We start from the raw sequence: 16,105 nt of genomic DNA, 5'->3' as shown, positions 1-16,105 counted from the left end.
GCGCCAGTCTCAGCCCGCGAGCTTCCTCGCCTTGCGCAACAGCATGTCGCGCTTCGTCCTCGACAGATGGTCGAAATACATCCGTCCGTTCAGGTGGTCGATCTGGTGCTGGACACTGGTCGCCTCGATCCCGGCGAAGTCACGGCGATTGATCGTTCCGGTCTCGTCCAGATATCGGACCGTCACCGCACGCGGGCGGCTGATGCGCGCCGAGACGCCCGGCAGGTTCGGACTGGCCTCGTCATGCGCACGCAGCTCGACCGAGGCGTGCAGGATCTCGGGATTGGCCAGCCGCACGGCCCGTCCGCGTTCGGACGAGCCATCCACGACCGCAAGCCGCAGCATGATCCCGATCTGCGGCGCGGCGAGCCCGACGCCGGGCATCGCCTCCATCGTGTCGATCATGTCGTCCCAGATGAGACGGATCTCGTCGGTCACCGCCTCGACCGGCGCCGCGGCGGTGCGTAGGCGGCGGTCGGGCCAGGCCAGGCAGCTCCGCACCGTCATGGCACAGCCGCATAGGCGCGGTCGGCACGAGTGCGCGCGACGGTGTCGAGCCGGTCCAGAGTGACGATGCCGTCAAGATGGTCCATCTCGTGCTGCACGCAGCGTGCCGCCGCGCCCTCGAACCGCCTGACATAGGCGCGTCCCCTCGCATCGGTCCAGCTGACCGCAACCCAATCGGGTCGGGCGATCGTCGTGCTGATGCCGGGAATCGACAAACAGGCCTCGGTGCCTTCGACCAGCGTGTCGGAGCGATCGAGGACGGACGGGTTGATGAAGACCTTCGGGCTGTGCCGACCATCCTTCCACGTCACATCGATCACGAAGAGCCGCTTCATCACGCCGACCTGTGGTGCGGCAAGGCCGCGGCCATAGGCGTCATACATCGTGTCGAACATGTCCGCGATCAGGCGTGACAGGTTCTCCTGCCGCGCCACCGGCGAACACACCGTGTTCAGGCGCGCATCCGGCCACCGCAGAATCGGCAGCACCGCCATCAGGCGCGCGCCATTTCACGCTTCAGTTTCTGCATCTTGCGGGTGATCAACTGCCGTTTCAAAGGCTTGAGGTAGTCGATGAACAGCTTGCCGTCGAGATGGTCGATCTCGTGCTGCACGCAGGTCGCCCACAGCTTGTCGAACGTGGCCTTCTGCGAATTGCCGTCGCGGTCGATCCAGGTGACCTCCACCTCGGCCGGGCGCGTCACCTCGGCATACTGGTCGGGGATCGAGAGACAGCCCTCCTCATAGACGCTGGTCTCGTCCGAGGCAGCCGTGATCTCGGGGTTGAACATCACGGTGGGGCGCGGCGCCGCGCCCTCCTCCTTGACGCAATCCAGCACGATCAGCCGGCTCAGCACCCCGACCTGCGGCGCCGCCAGACCGATGCCCGGCGCGTCGTACATCGTCTCGAGCATGTCGTCGGCAAGCTTCGCCATGTCGTCGGTGATGTCGGTCACCGGCGCGCAGGCTTTCTTCAGACGCGGATCGGGATGGATCAGGATCGAACGTTTCATGGCGTGTCATTTAGGCGATCGGTCGCCCCATCGCAACGCCCCCTTGCACCTGTCGCGTTTCCGGCTAGCTTTGCGCGCGAAAACAGGAGACCGAAATGAATTTCGATGACCCGATCGACCGGCGCGGCACCCACAGCAGCAAGTGGGACAAGATGGAGAGCCTGTTCGGTGTTTCTCCCGACGACGGGCTGGCGATGTGGACGGCCGATTCCGACTACGCCACCGCCCCCTGCGTGATCGCAGCGCTGCGCGAAGCGGTAGATCACGGGGTTTTCGGCTATTCCTGGGAATACCCTGCCTATTTCGAGGCCATCCAGTGGTGGATGAAGACCCGCCACGACTGGACCATCGACACGGACTGGGTCCTGACATCGCAAGGGCTGGGCAATGCAATCGCGTTGTGTCTCGACGTCTGGACGGATCCAGGCGACAGCGTGGTCATCTTCCCACCGGTCTATCACGAATTCGCCAAGAAGATTAACAAGACCGGCCGCAAGGTTCTGGAATGCCCGCTGGTGCGCGACGGCGACACTTACACGCTGGACCTCGACGACGCGCAGAGCCGCCTGACCGGTGCCGAAACGATGCTGATCTGGTGTTCGCCGCAAAACCCGTCGGGACGCCTGTGGACGCCCGATGAGTTGCGCGCGGTCGCCGAGTTCGCCGAACGCAACGACCTGACGCTTGTTTCAGACGAAATCCACCACGACCTGATCTATCCCGGCAACCGTTTCATTCCGATGGATGTCGCGGCCCCGGAAGCGCGCCATCGCACGGTCACGCTGACCGCCGCGTCCAAGACGTTCAACATCGCCGGGCAGCGCACCGGCAACATGATCATCCCCGACGCCACGCTCCGCGCCGCAATGAAGCAGCGGCTGAACACGCTGGATTACGGCCCCGGTGCGCTGGCGATCCGGATGATCACGGCCGCCTATTCACCGGAAGGCGCCGCATGGGTCGGTGCCCAGATGCAGCATCTCGACAGCAACCGGGCCCTGTTCGATGCGACGATCAACGCGATCCCCGGCCTCTGGTCGATGCCGCTGCAATCCACCTACCTGGCCTGGGTCGACTTCTCGGGCACCGGCATGAGCCATGACGAGGTGACCGCGCGCCTGCGCGACGATGCTCGCATCGCTTCCTCGCCCGGCCCCGGCTTCGGAACCGGCGGCGCGCATTTCGAACGCTTCAACCTGGCCACACAGCGCTACCGGCTCGAGGAAGCCTGTGCACGGATCAAGGCCGCCTTCGCCGATCTGCAGTGATCAGGAGTGGGGCAGCAGCCCCACCGGCGCGTCGACCTCGCGAAAATGGTCGAGCGGGGCGCGGTCGCTTGCGGCGGTGTTGCGCTTGAACTCGTAGCTCCGTTCTCCGGCTTCCGGCTCGGATCCGATGATCAGGCATTGGCACAGGTGGCGTTCGCCGTCGTAGAGATCGACCAGCCCGCGCAGCGGTGGAACCGTATCGGCCTCGACCGAGAACCCGCCGCGCCACATCCTGAGCACGGTATAGCGATCGTCGCCGACATGCACCCGCAATCGGCTCAGCTTCTTCAGACCCTCGATCCGGGCGGCATTCAATTCGATACGAATGTCATCGCTGATATAGGTCGACATGTTCCATCCCTCCCCAAGGCGGCGATCACAGGCTGTCATCTTGTCGCCCAAAATCAAGTGAACTTTCGGTAACGCAGTGTCGTCGGGCGTGATCGTTGTCGCGATGCGACGCGGCATGTGCGATGCCGCACGTTGGATGCGCAGGCACGGCTCTGGGAAGGAGCGCCCGAAAGACCTAGCTTGGGCCATGAAACCAAGGAGGATGAAGCGATGGGACTGCTCGTGGATGGCGTCTGGAAAGACCAGTGGTACGACACCGACAAGACCGGCGGTAAATTCGAACGGTCCGAGTCCCGGTTCCGCAACTGGATCACGCCGGACGGCGCAGAGGGGCCGACGGGCTCCGGTGGCTTCACCCCCGATTCGGGGCGCTACCATCTCTATGTCAGCCTCGCCTGCCCCTGGGCGCATCGCAGCCTGATCTTCCGCAAGCTCAAGGCGCTCGACGATCACATCGACGTTTCTGTCGTCCATCCGGACATGCTGGATGACGGATGGACCTTCCGCACGGATTTCGACGGCGCCACGGGCGATCCGCTGTTCGGGGCCGAGTTCGCACACCAGATCTACACCCGCGCCGATCCGAGCTATTCAGGCCGCGTGACCGTTCCGATCCTCTGGGACAAGCAGACTCAAACGATCGTGTCCAATGAAAGCGCCGAGATCATCCGCATGTTCAATTCAGCCTTCGACGACCTGACGGGCAACACCGATGACTACTGGCCGAAAGCCCTCCGGGAAGAGATCGAGACGGTCAACGCGCGGGTTTACGACACCGTCAACAACGGCGTCTACAAGGCCGGGTTCGCAACCACGCAGGAGGCCTATGACGAAGCGGCCATCGAGCTGTTCCAATCGCTCGACTGGCTGGAGGAGCGGCTCTCCCATCACCGATACCTCGCCGGCGACAGGATCACAGAGGCCGACTGGAGGCTCTTCACCACGCTGTTGCGGTTCGACGCGGTCTATCACACGCATTTCAAATGCAACCGGAACCGGTTGGTCGACTACCCCAATCTCTGGGGCTATACGCGGGAACTATACCAGTGGCCGGGCGTGGCCGAAACGGTCGACATGAACCATATCGTGCGCCACTATCACTACAGCCACGACAGCATTAATCCGCATCGGATCATCCCGATCAACCCAAGGCCCGACTGGACCGCGCCGCACAAGCGCGATCAGCGCAGCGCCGCGTAGTGTTCCACCATAGCGGCCAGATCCTCGGGCGGCGTTTCGCTCTGCAGATAGGCACAGGCATTCGGTGAATGCGCGAAGATGGATCCGTCGGAGAAGAAGCTGGTGTTCGTGACGAAGATCACCCGCGCCTCGGGGCGGCGGTAGCTGGCGAAGTCAGCAACCGCCAAGGCGCTTCCGCGTTCCAGAACGAGATCGAGAACGATGATCTCGAAACTCTCGGAATAGAGAGCCATGATCGCCGCTTCCTGGCTGTGGACGAGGGTGACATCGGCCCCCTGGCGCACGAGGTGGCGCTGCCACAGAGTACCGAGTTCAGGCCTGCTTTCTACAATGAGCACATTCATAATTTCATCCGGGCACGATTCGCCTTTGATCTGTGTGCCTCTCCCCGGTCTAGGTGATGTTCTCTTTCTATTAACAAAACCTTAACAGGCACTTAACGTGCGCGTGAAGCCGCGTTACCCTCCAGTCAAGAGAGTTCTCCCTAAAAATCTGATTAAATTGGAAAAATCGCGCCATGTGCGACGGATACGGCCCGCGGCCAGACGCGACGGCAAGGCAGGTTTCGGCGGATTTCAGCGCATACTCCAGAAGCGCGCAGCGATCAGGTGTTGAACAGGAAATGCAACACATCCCCGTCCTTCACCACATATCCCTTGCCTTCGGCCCGCATCTTGCCCGCTTCCTTGGCGCCCTGCTCGCCCCCGCAGGCGACGAAATCGTCATAGGCGATGGTCTCCGCCCGGATGAAGCCGCGCTCGAAATCGCCATGGATCACACCCGCCGCCTTCGGCGCCGAGGTGCCGGTGCGAATCGTCCAGGCCCGCGCTTCCTTCGGACCGACCGTGAAATACGTCTCAAGGTGCAGCAATTCGTACCCGGCGCGGATCAGCCGGTCGAGCCCGGCTTCCTCCAACCCCATCTCCGCCAGGAACATCTCCGCCTCCTCCGGCTCGAGCTGGCTGATCTCTTCCTCGATCCGCGCGCTGATGATCACATGTGCATTGCCCTGGTCGGCCGCCATCTGCGCCACCCGCGCCGAATGCGCGTTGCCGTTCGCCGCGTCCTCTTCGGCCACGTTGCACACGTAGAGAACCGGCTTGGTCGTCAACAGTTGCAGCATCTTCCAGGCCTTCGCATCCTCGGCATCCACCTGAACCAGACGCGCCGGGCGTCCCTCCTCCAGCATCTCCAATGCCTGCTTCAGCAACCGCTCCTGCTGCACCGCCTCCTTGTCGCCGCCACGCACCTTGCGCACCAGCCCTTGCAGGCGCTTCTCGATGCTCTCGATATCCGCCAACATCAACTCGGTCTCGATCGTATCGGCATCGGCGACCGGATCCACCCGGCCCTCCACATGGGTCACGTCACCATCCTCGAAGCAGCGCAGCACATGGGCGATCGCGTCGACCTCCCGGATATTGGCAAGGAACTGGTTGCCCAACCCTTCCCCCTTCGAAGCCCCCCGGACAAGTCCGGCGATATCGACGAAGGTCATCCGCGTCGGGATGATCTGCCGCGACCCGGCGATCCCGGCCAGCTTGTCCAGCCGCGCATCCGGCACGGCAACCTCGCCCACGTTGGGTTCGATGGTGCAGAAGGGGAAGTTCGCCGCCTGCGCCGCGGCGGTCCGCGTCAGCGCGTTGAAGAGAGTGGACTTGCCCACGTTGGGCAACCCCACGATTCCCATTTTAAAGCCCATGCCGGCCTCCGATCAGAGTTCGCGCCGCTTCTAGTTGCCGATGCCGCCCCGTGCAAGCCGGACTCGCCGGTGCTTCATCTTTGTCCAAATACTCCGGGGTCCGGGGCAGAGCCCCGGCCTGCCTTGCGATCGTTCCGCCCACGTGGCGCATTGATTTCCCGTCGCGCTTTTGGCATGGCAGGTCGCAGCCAGAAGGAAACCCCAACATGTCTCGTATCGACGCCAAATTCGCCGCGCTCGCCGCCGACGGTCGCAAGGCCTTCGTCTCCTATGTCATGGCGGGCGATCCGGACTACGACACCTCCCTCGCCATCGTGAAAGGCCTGCCCGCCGCCGGTGTCGACATCATCGAACTCGGTCTGCCCTTCACCGACCCGATGGCCGACGGCCCGACGATCCAGCTCGCCGGGCAGCGCGCGCTCGAGGCCGGAATGACCCTGGCGCGCACGCTCGAACTCGCCACCGAGTTCCGAAAGGGCGACGACACCACCCCGATCGTGCTGATGGGATACTACAATCCGATCTACAGCCGTGGCGTCGACCGTTTCCTCGAAGATGCCAAGGCCGCCGGGATCGACGGGCTGATCGTGGTCGACCTGCCTCCCGAGGAAGACGCCGAACTCTGCCTGCCGGCGCAGGCGGCAGGGTTGAACTTCATCCGTCTGGCCACCCCCACGACGGACGACAAGCGCCTGCCGAAGGTGCTGACCAACACGTCGGGCTTCGTCTACTACGTTTCGATCACCGGCATAACCGGCGCGGCCGAGGCCGTCGCCGACGATGTCGGACCCGAGGTCGCGCGCATCAAGGCCCAGACCGACCTGCCGATCATCGTCGGCTTCGGCATCAACACGCCCGAGAAATCCCGCGCCATCGCAAGCGTCGCGGACGGCGCCGTGGTCGGCTCCGCCATCGTCGGCCAGATCGCGGCCGGCAAGTCGCCCGAAGAGGTGCTCCGCTTCGTCAAGAGCCTCGCGGACGGCGCCCATTCCGCATGAGTGCTGCCCCGTCCGGCACCGCGCGGCAGCTGCTTGACGCTTTCGACGCCGGCAGCCAGATCGCCCCGCTGAGTGACAGCGCGTCCGACCTGACGCTCGCGCGCGGTTACGAGATCGCAGCGCATCTTCATGATATGCGCCTCGCGCGTGGCGAGAAACCGGTCGGTCGCAAGATCGGCTTCACGAACCGGACGATCTGGGACATCTACAACGTCAACGCCCCGATCTGGGGCTGGGTTTATCGCGCCGGTGTCCACGAGCTTCCGGACAGCACCGGCAGCATCGCGTTGCCGGACCTGCCCGAACTCAGAATCGAACCGGAAATCGTCTTCCGGTTCGGGACGACCCCCACCGCGCAGATGAATCTTGCCGAGCTCGCGTCCTGCGTCAGCGGCATCGCGCATGGCTTTGAACTGGTATTCTCGCCATTCCCCGGCTGGCGCTTTCGCGCCCCGGACACGGCCGCCGCCTTCGGGCTGCACGCGGCCCTTTTGCACGGCCCGTTCCAGAACGCGGCGCCGCTGCTGCACGACGACGGCGCGGCGCTCTCGCAGCTCGAAATCACGCTGACCGGCGGCGACTGCTCCTTGCAAGGCCGGGGCAGCGATGTCCTTGGCGGGCCGTTGCAGGCGTTGCGCTTCCTGCTCGATGAACTCGCCGCCTCTCCGACCACCTCGCCACTTGCAGCGGGCGACATCGTGACGACCGGCACCCTGACGGATGCCGTGCCGATCCACGCGGGCGAAACCTGGAGCACGCACATCTCCGGCGTCGTGCTTCCGGGCCTGTCCGTCACCTTCGTCGAAAGCTGACCGCGACAACTGTCATGTTGCGCGCACCGTGGCGAATTGGCACTCTGCACTGACTTCTGATTGGAAAGCCTTCGACCATGACCGTGATCACCAATATCGACGACCTCAAGCGCATCTACCGTCGCCGGGTGCCCAAGATGTTCTACGACTACGCCGAAAGCGGCAGCTGGACCGAGCAGACCTTCCGTGACAACAGCAGCGATTTCGCCGATATCCGCCTGCGCCAGCGGGTCGCCATCGACATGACGGGACGCAGCACCAAAAGCCGGATGATCGGTCAGGAGGTGTCGATGCCCGTGGCCCTTGCACCTGTCGGCCTGACAGGCATGCAATGCGCCGATGGCGAGATCAAGGCAGCGAAGGCAGCCGAGAAATTCGGCGTGCCCTTCACGCTGTCCACCATGTCGATCTGCTCGATCGAAGATGTCGCCGAACATACGACCAAGCCGTTCTGGCTGCAGGTCTATACGCTCAAGGACGACGATTTCATGCAGCGCCTGTTCGACCGGGCCAAGGCCGCCAGGTGCTCGGCCGCGGTCATCACGGTCGACCTGCAACTGCTGGGCCAGCGCCACAAGGACCTCAAGAACGGGCTGTCCGCACCGCCGAAACTGACCGTCAAATCGGTCGCCAACATGATGACCAAGGTGCAGTGGGGCCTTGGCATGCTGGGCACCAAGCGGCGCTTCTTCGGCAACATCGTCGGCCATGCCAAGGGCGTGAAGGATCCCTCCTCGCTGGGCAACTGGACCAACGAATCCTTCGACCAGGCGCTGGACTGGGACCGCATCCGCGAATTCCGCAAGATGTGGGACGGGCCGCTCATCATCAAGGGCATCCTCGACGTGCGCGACGCGCGCGAGGCGCTGAACGTCGGTGCCGACGCGATCATCGTCTCCAACCATGGCGGCCGGCAACTGGATGGCGCGCTCAGCTCGATCCGGGTGCTGGAAGAGATCGTCGACGCCGTCGGCGACAAGATCGAGGTGCACCTGGACAGCGGCATCCGCTCGGGCCAGGACGTGCTCAAGGCGCTCGCGATGGGGGCCAAGGGCACCTATATCGGCCGCGCCTATGTCTACGGCCTCGGCGCGATGGGCGAGGCCGGCGTGACCAAGGCGCTGGAAGTGATCCACAACGAACTGGACCTGTCGATGGGTCTCTGTGGGGTCACCGATGTGCAGAAACTCGGACGCGAGCATCTGCTGATCCCCGAGGATTTTGCCGGCCGCTGGGCGTGACGAGACGACCGGTTTCTTCCGATTTGTACACGTCCTGGAACACGGTTCTTCCGTCTTCAAAATACCCAAGCGGGTGGCTTTCCCATGTCCGGGGATTGCTGCACCGGCCAATTGGGGGTTCAGATCGTCGCCTTGGGCAATGGTGCCCGATTTGCGAACTGACCGTGCATTCGCCGCGCCCGCACCAACGGGTCCTCCCAGAAACGGCACGGTAGAAAGGGATCGGATGTGCCGGAAACGCGGACGTGGCGTTTCGGTGGCTACGCCCTGACTGCACTCATCAGGTAGAACGTCAGCGAAAAAAAGAACCGTCCTTGCCTTGCGAGCGCGATCTGCTCGTCGAACCACGCCGCGGTCTCTTCGGCGCTCAGGTGGCCGTTCTGCAAAGCGTATTTCGACATCAGGTTCAGGAGCATGAACGCTATGCCGTCAGGACGCAGGGTCACGTCGCAAAAGGTCAAGGGCTCGACGTCGACGGCGATGAAACCGGCATTGCGCGCAAGCCGGGGCCACAGCGCCGCAACCCGTGGTTCGATATAGTGATGATCCCAAGCCTCCTGAACGCGGCGCATCCGGTCTGCGTCCTCGGAGAACCAGTCGAGTGTCTTGCAGCCGGCATCGATGGCGACGAACCGCCCGCCTGTCCGAAGAACGCGATGCACCTCCGCAATCGCTGCCGGAATATCCGGAAGATACTCAAGGACTTGAACCGCGACGGCCTTGTCCACTTCACCGTTCTGAAACGGGAGCGCATCCGCCGAACCATCCACAACCCGGGCGGTCGGAAACGCCGCACACCGATGGGAGGCCGGCGCGCGCATATCCGCGCTGGGGTCGATACCGACGACCCGGCCCGACGATCCGACGGCGCGCGCGATCTCTTCAGTCAGCAGCCCGTTTCCGCATCCGATATCGGCGACGACATCTCCCTCTGACAGGTGCAACGCATCCAACGCCAGTCTTCGGCGGCGGCTGACGTCACCGCCCTGATAGGCGACTTCGAGGAGTCGTGTCGTTTCTTCGTCGAACTTCAGCATGTTCCGCATGTTCGCACGGAAAGGCGATTCAACGAACCCAAATGGCATTGGGCCGCACGAACACGGTCGAACATCCGGGCGCGGCGCAGTATCTGCCAGTCCGGGATCAGGCCGATCACTCCAAGCGATTCGGCCTTTTCAAGCCTGGTTTTCCGGTCTATACGCGCGGCTTCACGCGGGGATACAGCCTTGGAGGATCCCCGCCCCTACATTTGGAGAGATACAATGGCCGGAGAGATCCCAGATCTTCACGCCGAGGAACGGACGGGGACAGGCAAGGGCGCCGCTCGTCAGGCACGCCGCGACGGCAAGGTTCCCGGAATCGTTTTTGGTGGCGACGTTGACCCGCTGCCGATCAACATCCCGTTCAACGCGCTGTTCGCGCGCCTCAAGCAGGGGCGCTTCAAGTCGACCCTGTTCAACCTCAAGGTCGAAGGCCATGACGACGTGCGCGTGATCTGCCGCGACGTGCAGCGCGATGTGGTCAAGGATCTGCCGACGCATCTCGACCTGATGCGCCTGCGCCGCACCACCAAGATCAACCTGTTCATCCCGGTCGAAGTGGTCGGTGAAGAGGTGTCGCCGGGGCTCAAGAAGGGCGGCGTGCTGACCCTGGTCCGTCCCGAGGTCGAACTGATCGTGACTGCGGGCGACATTCCCGATCACGTCACCATCGACGTCTCCGACCTGAACATCGGTGACAGCGTGACGATCTCGTCGGTGAACCTGCCCGAGGGCTCCAAGCCCACGATCGACCGCGATTTCGTGATCGCCAACGTGTCCGCCCCCTCGGGTCTGCGCGCAGCCGAGAGCGAGGATGACGGCGAAGAAGTCGCCGCGGACGAGGTCGAGGCGATCAACGTCGAAGAGTGATTGTCTGCCGAGACGACGAAAACACGACGGGGCCCTCTGCGGCCCCGTTTTTCGTTTTTGGCCTTCGGATCCGTAATGTCGGGTCTGGATGTGACGCGGCTTTTTGGGCATGAACGGGCAAGGCAGCAGCGGGGCGCGAGATGAAACTGATCGTCGGACTGGGCAATCCTGGTGCGAAATACGCCGGCAACCGGCACAATATCGGCTTCATGGCGGTAGACCGCATCGCAGCGGACCACGGATTTCCGCCGTGGAAAGGCAAGTTCCAGGGCCAGTTGGCGGAAGGAAGGCTGGGTGCCGAGAAAGTGCTGCTGCTGAAGCCCGAAACCTACATGAACAATTCCGGCCAGTCCGTCGGCGAAGCGATGCGCTTTTACAAGCTGACGCCCGAGGACGTGATCGTGTTGCATGACGAGTTGGACCTCGCCCCCGGCAAGCTGCGCGTCAAGACCGGCGGTGGTCATGCCGGGCATAACGGGCTGCGCTCGCTGCATGCCCATATCGGCGAGGCGTATCAGCGGGTGCGGCTGGGGATCGGGCATCCCGGTCGCAAGGACCTGGTTTCGCATTACGTGCTGCACGATTTTCACAAGGCCGATGCCGACTGGCTCGACGATCTGCTGCGCGGCATTTCGGAGGGCGCTGCCGACCTCGCCCGGGGCGATACCGGGCGGTTCATGAACGCGGTCAGCCTGCGCGTTGCACCGCCGCGCTCCTCGGGCGGAGCCAAGGCCGAACAGCTCAAACCTGCGCCCGCCCCCGCCCCCGAACCCGAACCCGAGCCGGAGTCCGAACCCAAATCCGCCCTCCAGCGGCTGGTCGACCGGTTCCGATGACCCTGCGCGCAGCGCTGCTGCAGCAAGCGCGCAGTTGCGCCGCGCTCGGCTCGCCCTTCATGGAAATGCTGATGACCGCGCTGGCCGAGGATTGGCCCGACGACAGCGCCCTGGGGCGGCTCTGCGCCGGCTGGAAGGGCGATGTCGGGCCGGGCGGAGCCTCGCTGCCGCTGCGCATCGCCGGCGGGCTGCATGCACTTGTCCTGACCGGACGCGCGCCGGACCTGGCAGCGGTCTATCCTTCGGCAACAGCGCCGGATCCGATATTCCGCGCCACAGTGCTGGAGGCGCTGGCCACGCATGAAGCGTTTCTGATCGACTGGATGCAGCGCGCGCCCCAGACCAACGAGGTCCGCCGCAGCGCGGCGCTGATTCCGGCGGCCCACCTGCTCGCCGCGCGCCACCCGCTGCCTTTCGTGCTGTCGGAACTGGGCGCGAGCGGCGGGCTGAACCTGATGTTCGACCGCTTTGCCCTGACGGCGGGGACAACGCGGCTGGGGCCGCCCGACGCGGCGCTGACGCTCACGCCACAATGGCAGGGCGCAGCGCCAGCCCAGTCCGCGCTGAGGGTGGACGAACGGCGCGGTGTCGACCTCAACCCGCTCGACCTGCGCGACCCGGCGCAAGCGCTGCGACTCGCGGCCTATCTCTGGCCTGACCAGCCCGAGCGCGTGGCCCTGACCCGCGCCGCGATCGCGGTGCAGGACGCTGAGGTCGACAAGGGTGATGCGGCCGACTGGCTGGAGCGGCGGCTTGCGACGGATCGCCCGGGCCAGCTGCACCTGATCTATCACACCGTCGCCTGGCAGTATTTCCCACCCCTGGCCCAGGCGCGGGGCACCGCGCTGATCGAAGCCGCCGGGGCACGCGCTACCGCCGAAACCCCGCTGGCCTGGCTGGGGATGGAGAACGACGGCGGCGAGGGCGCGGCGCTGTCGCTCAGGCTCTGGCCGGGCGATCTGCGCTTGTCTCTCGGGCGGATCGATTTCCACGGTCGCTGGGTCAAATGGAACGCGCCGAACCTACCGTGACGTATGGGGTTGCCCCGAAGCCGATGACGGGCATTGTCGTGCCCGACAGTAATGGAGACCACGAATGCGAAATGTCGGAAAATGGCTGGGGCGGATCCTGCTGGCGCTGGTTCTGGCAGCGGTGGCCATCGGCGTCTGGAAACGCGAGGAACTGACCCGGCTGATGGCGGTGAACTCGTTGTTCTCCGCCGAGAAGATCGTGCAGAATTTCTCGCACATGGACCGCGCCTTCCTGACCGTGCCGGTGCCGCGCGGTCCGCTGGCCACCAGCGAGTTGTCCTACGGGCCGGAAACCGAGTTGCCCGAGGGCACGGCGCAATGGATCGAGGCGCGCGCGATGACCTCGCTGTTGGTGATGAAGGACGGAGAGATCCGCTACGAGGAATACTTCCTCGGCACCGGCCCGGATGACCGGCGGATTTCGTGGTCGCTGGCCAAGAGCTACCTGTCGGCGCTGTTCGGCGTGTTGCTGGAGGAGGGCGCGATCGAGTCGCTGGACGACCCGGTGACGCGCTACGCGCCCACGCTGGTAGGCTCAGCCTATGACGGCGCCAGCATCCGCAACGTGCTGAACATGGCCAGCGGCGTCGTGTTCGACGAGGATTACCTGGACAAGTCTTCCGACATCAACCGGATGGGCCGGGTCGTCGCGCTGGGTGGCACGCTGGATGACTTCACCGCCAGCTTCACCGAAACCTTCGCCGCGCCCGGGGAGGCCTGGAAATACGTCTCGATCGACACCCATGTGATCGGGATGGTGATCCGCGGCGCAACCGGACGGCCGGTGGCCGACTTGCTGGCCGAGAAGATCATCGCGCCGCTCGGGCAGGACCATGACGGCTTCTACCTGACCGACGGCACCGGAACCGCCTTCGTGCTCGGTGGGCTGAACTTCACCACGCGCGACTATGCGCGGTTCGGGCAGATGATCCTGCAGGACGGCGCATATGGCGGGCGGCAGGTGGTGCCATCCGCGTGGATCGCCGAGTCCACCGCTGCCAGCGCCCCGACCGAACCGGGGCGGATCGCCTATGGCTACCAGTGGTGGATCCCCAAGGGCGCGCATGACGGCGAGTTCCTCGCCCGTGGCATCTACGGACAATACATCTATATTGATCAGGCGAGCGACGTGGTGATCGTCGTCACAGCCGCCGATCGCCGGTTCCGCGACGATGGGGTGGACGACGCCAACACCGCGATGTTCCGCCGGATCGCGCAGAGTCTTTAGAAAGTGGGGAGAGATGGAACCGGAAGATAGCATCAACGTCCTGGGCGCGCCGCTGGCGCCCTGTTCGACCGACCCGGTGACGGGCTTCTTCCGGGATGGCCATTGCAACACCTGCGCCGCCGATCACGGCAGCCACACGGTCTGCGCGGTGATGACCGACGAGTTCCTGGCGTTTTCCAAATATGTCGGCAACGACCTGTCCACGCCCCGGCCCGAGTTCAATTTCGCGGGACTGAAGGCGGGGGATCACTGGTGCCTCTGTGCCGCGCGCTTCCTGCAGGCCCATGACGAAGGTTGCGCGCCGCGTGTGAACCTCGCCGCGACACATCAGCGGGCGCTGGACATCGTGCCGCTGGACGTGCTGCAGAGCCACGCACTGCACGCGAACTAGAACCTTTGCCGATCAGTTCATCGGCGGCATCTGTGCACAATCGATCTGGCTGCTGCGCGGAAAGGTCAGCCCGTCGATCACGGCGCGCTGTCCACACATCCAGCGCTTGCAATACCACTCCGGGTCGGACAGGCGGATACCCTGCTCCTGCGTGACGGTCACGAAAAGCCGGCAGCCCTCCTCGGCCTGCATCATCCAACCGCCCTCCGTCGCGTCGGCCCGGCCATTGACCGAACAGGAATGTCCGTTGGCCTGCCAGCTCTGCATGTCGACCCGCGCCGCGCCATCGGCCAGCAGTTCGAGCCGCAGCGTGTCCGAGCCATTCAGGTAACAGAACGCGCTTCGCGCCGCGGGGGCCGCGGCCGACTTGGGCGCACAGGGCATTTGCGACACCCGCCAGCCCGGCCCGGCGATGTCGTCGATTTTCCAGAACCCCTCCTCCACGATGAAATCATAAACGATCTGCGCGGGCTGGCCGAACGTCGTGAACTGCGCCGTCACGGTCTGCCGCGTGGCGTCGCCCGTACTGCTGAGGCTGAGCGTGCGCAGGATCTCGGCGCCGTCATAGTCGTTGCCGGGAATGGCCGGGTCGAAATCGATGCAGGCGGTCGCGAGATCGTCGCCGTGGCTGTCATTGGCGATGATGAACGCGACCTGTCGGCGGGTGAAGAACTGCTCGCGCCGCTCGGGGCGGGACAGGTACCACAGCCCGCGCTCCTGCGGCGCGCCGGTCTGCGCCATCGACGTATAGATCCAGCGGACGGTGTCCTCGGGCGTTTGCGCGGCGGCGGGCAGCGCCGCCCAGATCAGACACAGGGACAGTATCAGTCGCCGCATGCAGGTTCCTTTCGTGAGAAAAATCGTAGCGGCATGCGCGCACGGGTCAAGCGGGGATCGGCCCCCTGCGTCCGCCTGCACGGTTGCGGACTGTCCCACCTTGCAGAGTGACTTTACGGCCCTCCCACGCTAGAATCCCAGCTTTCGGGAGGGCGTGATGGTCAGACTGGCACTTGTTCTGGGTCTTTGGCTGGGCTGGGCACAGATGGTCGCCGCCGCGTCGCTGGCGTTCGACTTCACGGCTCGCATCGACTTCGCCACTCTGCGTCCCGCAGCGCAGAGCGCCAAGGTGCCGGTCGGCGGCACGCTCCACGGGCGCATGACCTATTCGCTGACGCCCTCGCAACGCTTTGGAGGCGACCACCTCTTCGATCCGGGGCTGGAGAGTTTCACCATCTGGACGGATCAGGGCTACCGTCGGACCTTCGACAATCGGGTGACCGGCATCGCGAGCACGGGCGGAACGGACATCCTCTATGCACAGAGTTTCCTGTCCGAAGATCCCAACGGCTGGCACCTGGCATTGAACATAGCGGCGAAGGACTGGTTCAAGGGCCGCACCGACCTGCCGCTGACCTTCCCCGATACGTTCGAATATGCCTATCTCGAGGTTTACAAGACGGACGAGGGCAACCGACCGCAATCCATTGACGCGACCATCCTGTCGATCTCGCCCGTAGCAGCGGTGCCTGTGCCGCCCGCACTCGGTCTGCTGGCCAGTGCCTTGATCCTGACGCTCGGCCTCGGACGGGCGCGGCGGCGGCGACCGGCCACCGCCTGA

The 16,105-nt window shown here is 64.5% G+C and carries 19 protein-coding genes; 11 read left to right on the top strand and 8 right to left on the bottom strand.

All coding sequences use genetic code 11. From position 1 onward, the window contains the following. Positions 1–9: 9 nt before the first annotated feature. The 3 genes from def (JF290_RS14100) to def (JF290_RS14090) are packed head-to-tail and all read right to left on the bottom strand — an operon-like array spanning position 10 to position 1,519. Positions 10–507 carry a peptide deformylase gene (gene def, locus JF290_RS14100; protein ID WP_199025533.1) on the bottom strand — a complete coding sequence of 166 codons (498 nt, stop codon included), beginning with the start codon at positions 505–507 and terminating at the stop codon, positions 10–12. Then, entirely contained in the window at positions 504–1,001 is a 498-nt protein-coding gene (gene def, locus JF290_RS14095) for a peptide deformylase (protein ID WP_199025532.1), read from the bottom strand. The genes def (JF290_RS14100) and def (JF290_RS14095) overlap by 4 nt, the downstream gene beginning before the upstream one ends. Next, on the bottom strand, positions 1,001–1,519 hold the full coding sequence (def, locus tag JF290_RS14090; RefSeq protein ID WP_199025531.1) for a peptide deformylase: 519 nt from the start codon (positions 1,517–1,519) through the stop codon (positions 1,001–1,003). Before def (JF290_RS14090) ends, def (JF290_RS14095) begins: the two co-directional genes overlap by 1 nt. A 95-nt stretch (positions 1,520–1,614) precedes the next feature. Here def (JF290_RS14090) and JF290_RS14085 point away from each other — a divergent pair, with 95 nt between their 5' ends. Next, entirely contained in the window at positions 1,615–2,787 is a 1,173-nt protein-coding gene (locus JF290_RS14085; RefSeq protein ID WP_199025530.1) for a MalY/PatB family protein, read from the top strand. Here JF290_RS14085 and JF290_RS14080 read toward each other — a convergent pair whose 3' ends face one another. Continuing rightward, positions 2,788–3,138, bottom strand: coding sequence for a hypothetical protein (locus JF290_RS14080; protein ID WP_199025529.1), 351 nt, complete (start codon positions 3,136–3,138; stop codon positions 2,788–2,790). A 210-nt stretch (positions 3,139–3,348) separates the two neighbouring features. Between JF290_RS14080 and JF290_RS14075 the strand changes: the two genes are divergently transcribed. Continuing rightward, complete coding sequence (locus tag JF290_RS14075; protein WP_199025528.1) at positions 3,349–4,338, top strand: glutathione S-transferase family protein; 990 nt, start codon at positions 3,349–3,351, stop codon at positions 4,336–4,338. Here JF290_RS14075 and JF290_RS14070 read toward each other — a convergent pair. Both JF290_RS14070 and ychF read right to left on the bottom strand, forming a co-directional pair. Next, a complete protein-coding gene (locus tag JF290_RS14070) occupies positions 4,320–4,682 on the bottom strand; it encodes a response regulator transcription factor (protein WP_199025527.1) in 363 nt (120 codons plus the stop codon). The two genes, JF290_RS14075 and JF290_RS14070, sit on opposite strands and share 19 nt — an antisense overlap. A 260-nt stretch (positions 4,683–4,942) precedes the next feature. Further along, positions 4,943–6,040: a redox-regulated ATPase YchF gene (gene ychF / locus JF290_RS14065; RefSeq protein WP_199025526.1), complete on the bottom strand. Its 1,098-nt coding sequence runs from the start codon at positions 6,038–6,040 to the stop codon at positions 4,943–4,945. 206 nt (positions 6,041–6,246) lie between these two features. On the opposite strand from ychF, the gene trpA reads away from it, so the two are divergent. The 3 genes from trpA (at position 6,247) to JF290_RS14050 (ending at position 9,091) form a co-directional block, all read left to right on the top strand. Beyond that, the gene (trpA, locus tag JF290_RS14060; RefSeq protein ID WP_199025525.1) at positions 6,247–7,038 is read left to right on the top strand and encodes a tryptophan synthase subunit alpha; all 792 of its coding nucleotides are present in this window, start codon (positions 6,247–6,249) and stop codon (positions 7,036–7,038) included. Then, positions 7,035–7,850, top strand: coding sequence for a 2-keto-4-pentenoate hydratase (locus JF290_RS14055; RefSeq protein WP_199025524.1), 816 nt, complete (start codon positions 7,035–7,037; stop codon positions 7,848–7,850). The genes trpA and JF290_RS14055 overlap by 4 nt, the downstream gene beginning before the upstream one ends. A 77-nt stretch (positions 7,851–7,927) precedes the next feature. Beyond that, on the top strand, positions 7,928–9,091 hold the full coding sequence (locus JF290_RS14050) for an alpha-hydroxy acid oxidase (RefSeq protein ID WP_199025523.1): 1,164 nt from the start codon (positions 7,928–7,930) through the stop codon (positions 9,089–9,091). Between the two features lie 260 nt (positions 9,092–9,351). Here the strand turns inward: JF290_RS14050 and JF290_RS14045 are convergent, their stop codons facing one another. After that, positions 9,352–10,137, bottom strand: a complete 786-nt coding sequence (locus tag JF290_RS14045; RefSeq protein WP_199025522.1) for a methyltransferase domain-containing protein — start codon at positions 10,135–10,137, stop codon at positions 9,352–9,354. Between the two features lie 216 nt (positions 10,138–10,353). Here JF290_RS14045 and JF290_RS14040 point away from each other — a divergent pair, with 216 nt between their 5' ends. The 5 genes from JF290_RS14040 to JF290_RS14020 all read left to right on the top strand — a co-directional run bounded on the left by JF290_RS14040 (position 10,354) and on the right by JF290_RS14020 (position 14,487). Then, entirely contained in the window at positions 10,354–11,001 is a 648-nt protein-coding gene (locus JF290_RS14040) for a 50S ribosomal protein L25/general stress protein Ctc (protein WP_199025521.1), read from the top strand. A gap of 140 nt (positions 11,002–11,141) precedes the next feature. Further along, a complete protein-coding gene (gene pth / locus JF290_RS14035; RefSeq protein WP_199025520.1) occupies positions 11,142–11,837 on the top strand; it encodes an aminoacyl-tRNA hydrolase in 696 nt (231 codons plus the stop codon). Next, positions 11,834–12,868, top strand: a complete 1,035-nt coding sequence (locus JF290_RS14030) for a DUF2332 domain-containing protein (protein ID WP_199025519.1) — start codon at positions 11,834–11,836, stop codon at positions 12,866–12,868. Before pth ends, JF290_RS14030 begins: the two co-directional genes overlap by 4 nt. Before the next feature lie 64 nt (positions 12,869–12,932). Continuing rightward, positions 12,933–14,096: a serine hydrolase domain-containing protein gene (locus JF290_RS14025; protein ID WP_199025518.1), complete on the top strand. Its 1,164-nt coding sequence runs from the start codon at positions 12,933–12,935 to the stop codon at positions 14,094–14,096. Positions 14,097–14,109: 13 nt separating this feature from the next. Beyond that, positions 14,110–14,487, top strand: coding sequence for a DUF2237 family protein (locus tag JF290_RS14020; RefSeq protein WP_199025517.1), 378 nt, complete (start codon positions 14,110–14,112; stop codon positions 14,485–14,487). Between the two features lie 12 nt (positions 14,488–14,499). Here JF290_RS14020 and JF290_RS14015 read toward each other — a convergent pair whose 3' ends face one another. Then, complete coding sequence (locus JF290_RS14015; RefSeq protein WP_199025516.1) at positions 14,500–15,324, bottom strand: hypothetical protein; 825 nt, start codon at positions 15,322–15,324, stop codon at positions 14,500–14,502. A 157-nt stretch (positions 15,325–15,481) separates the two neighbouring features. Here JF290_RS14015 and JF290_RS14010 point away from each other — a divergent pair, with 157 nt between their 5' ends. Further along, entirely contained in the window at positions 15,482–16,105 is a 624-nt protein-coding gene (locus tag JF290_RS14010) for a hypothetical protein (RefSeq protein ID WP_199025515.1), read from the top strand.

This window comes from Sedimentitalea arenosa (genome assembly GCF_016428585.1).
Taxonomy (GTDB): Bacteria; Pseudomonadota; Alphaproteobacteria; order Rhodobacterales; family Rhodobacteraceae; genus Sedimentitalea; species Sedimentitalea arenosa.
This window is presented reverse-complemented; position numbering and strand designations above follow the sequence as displayed.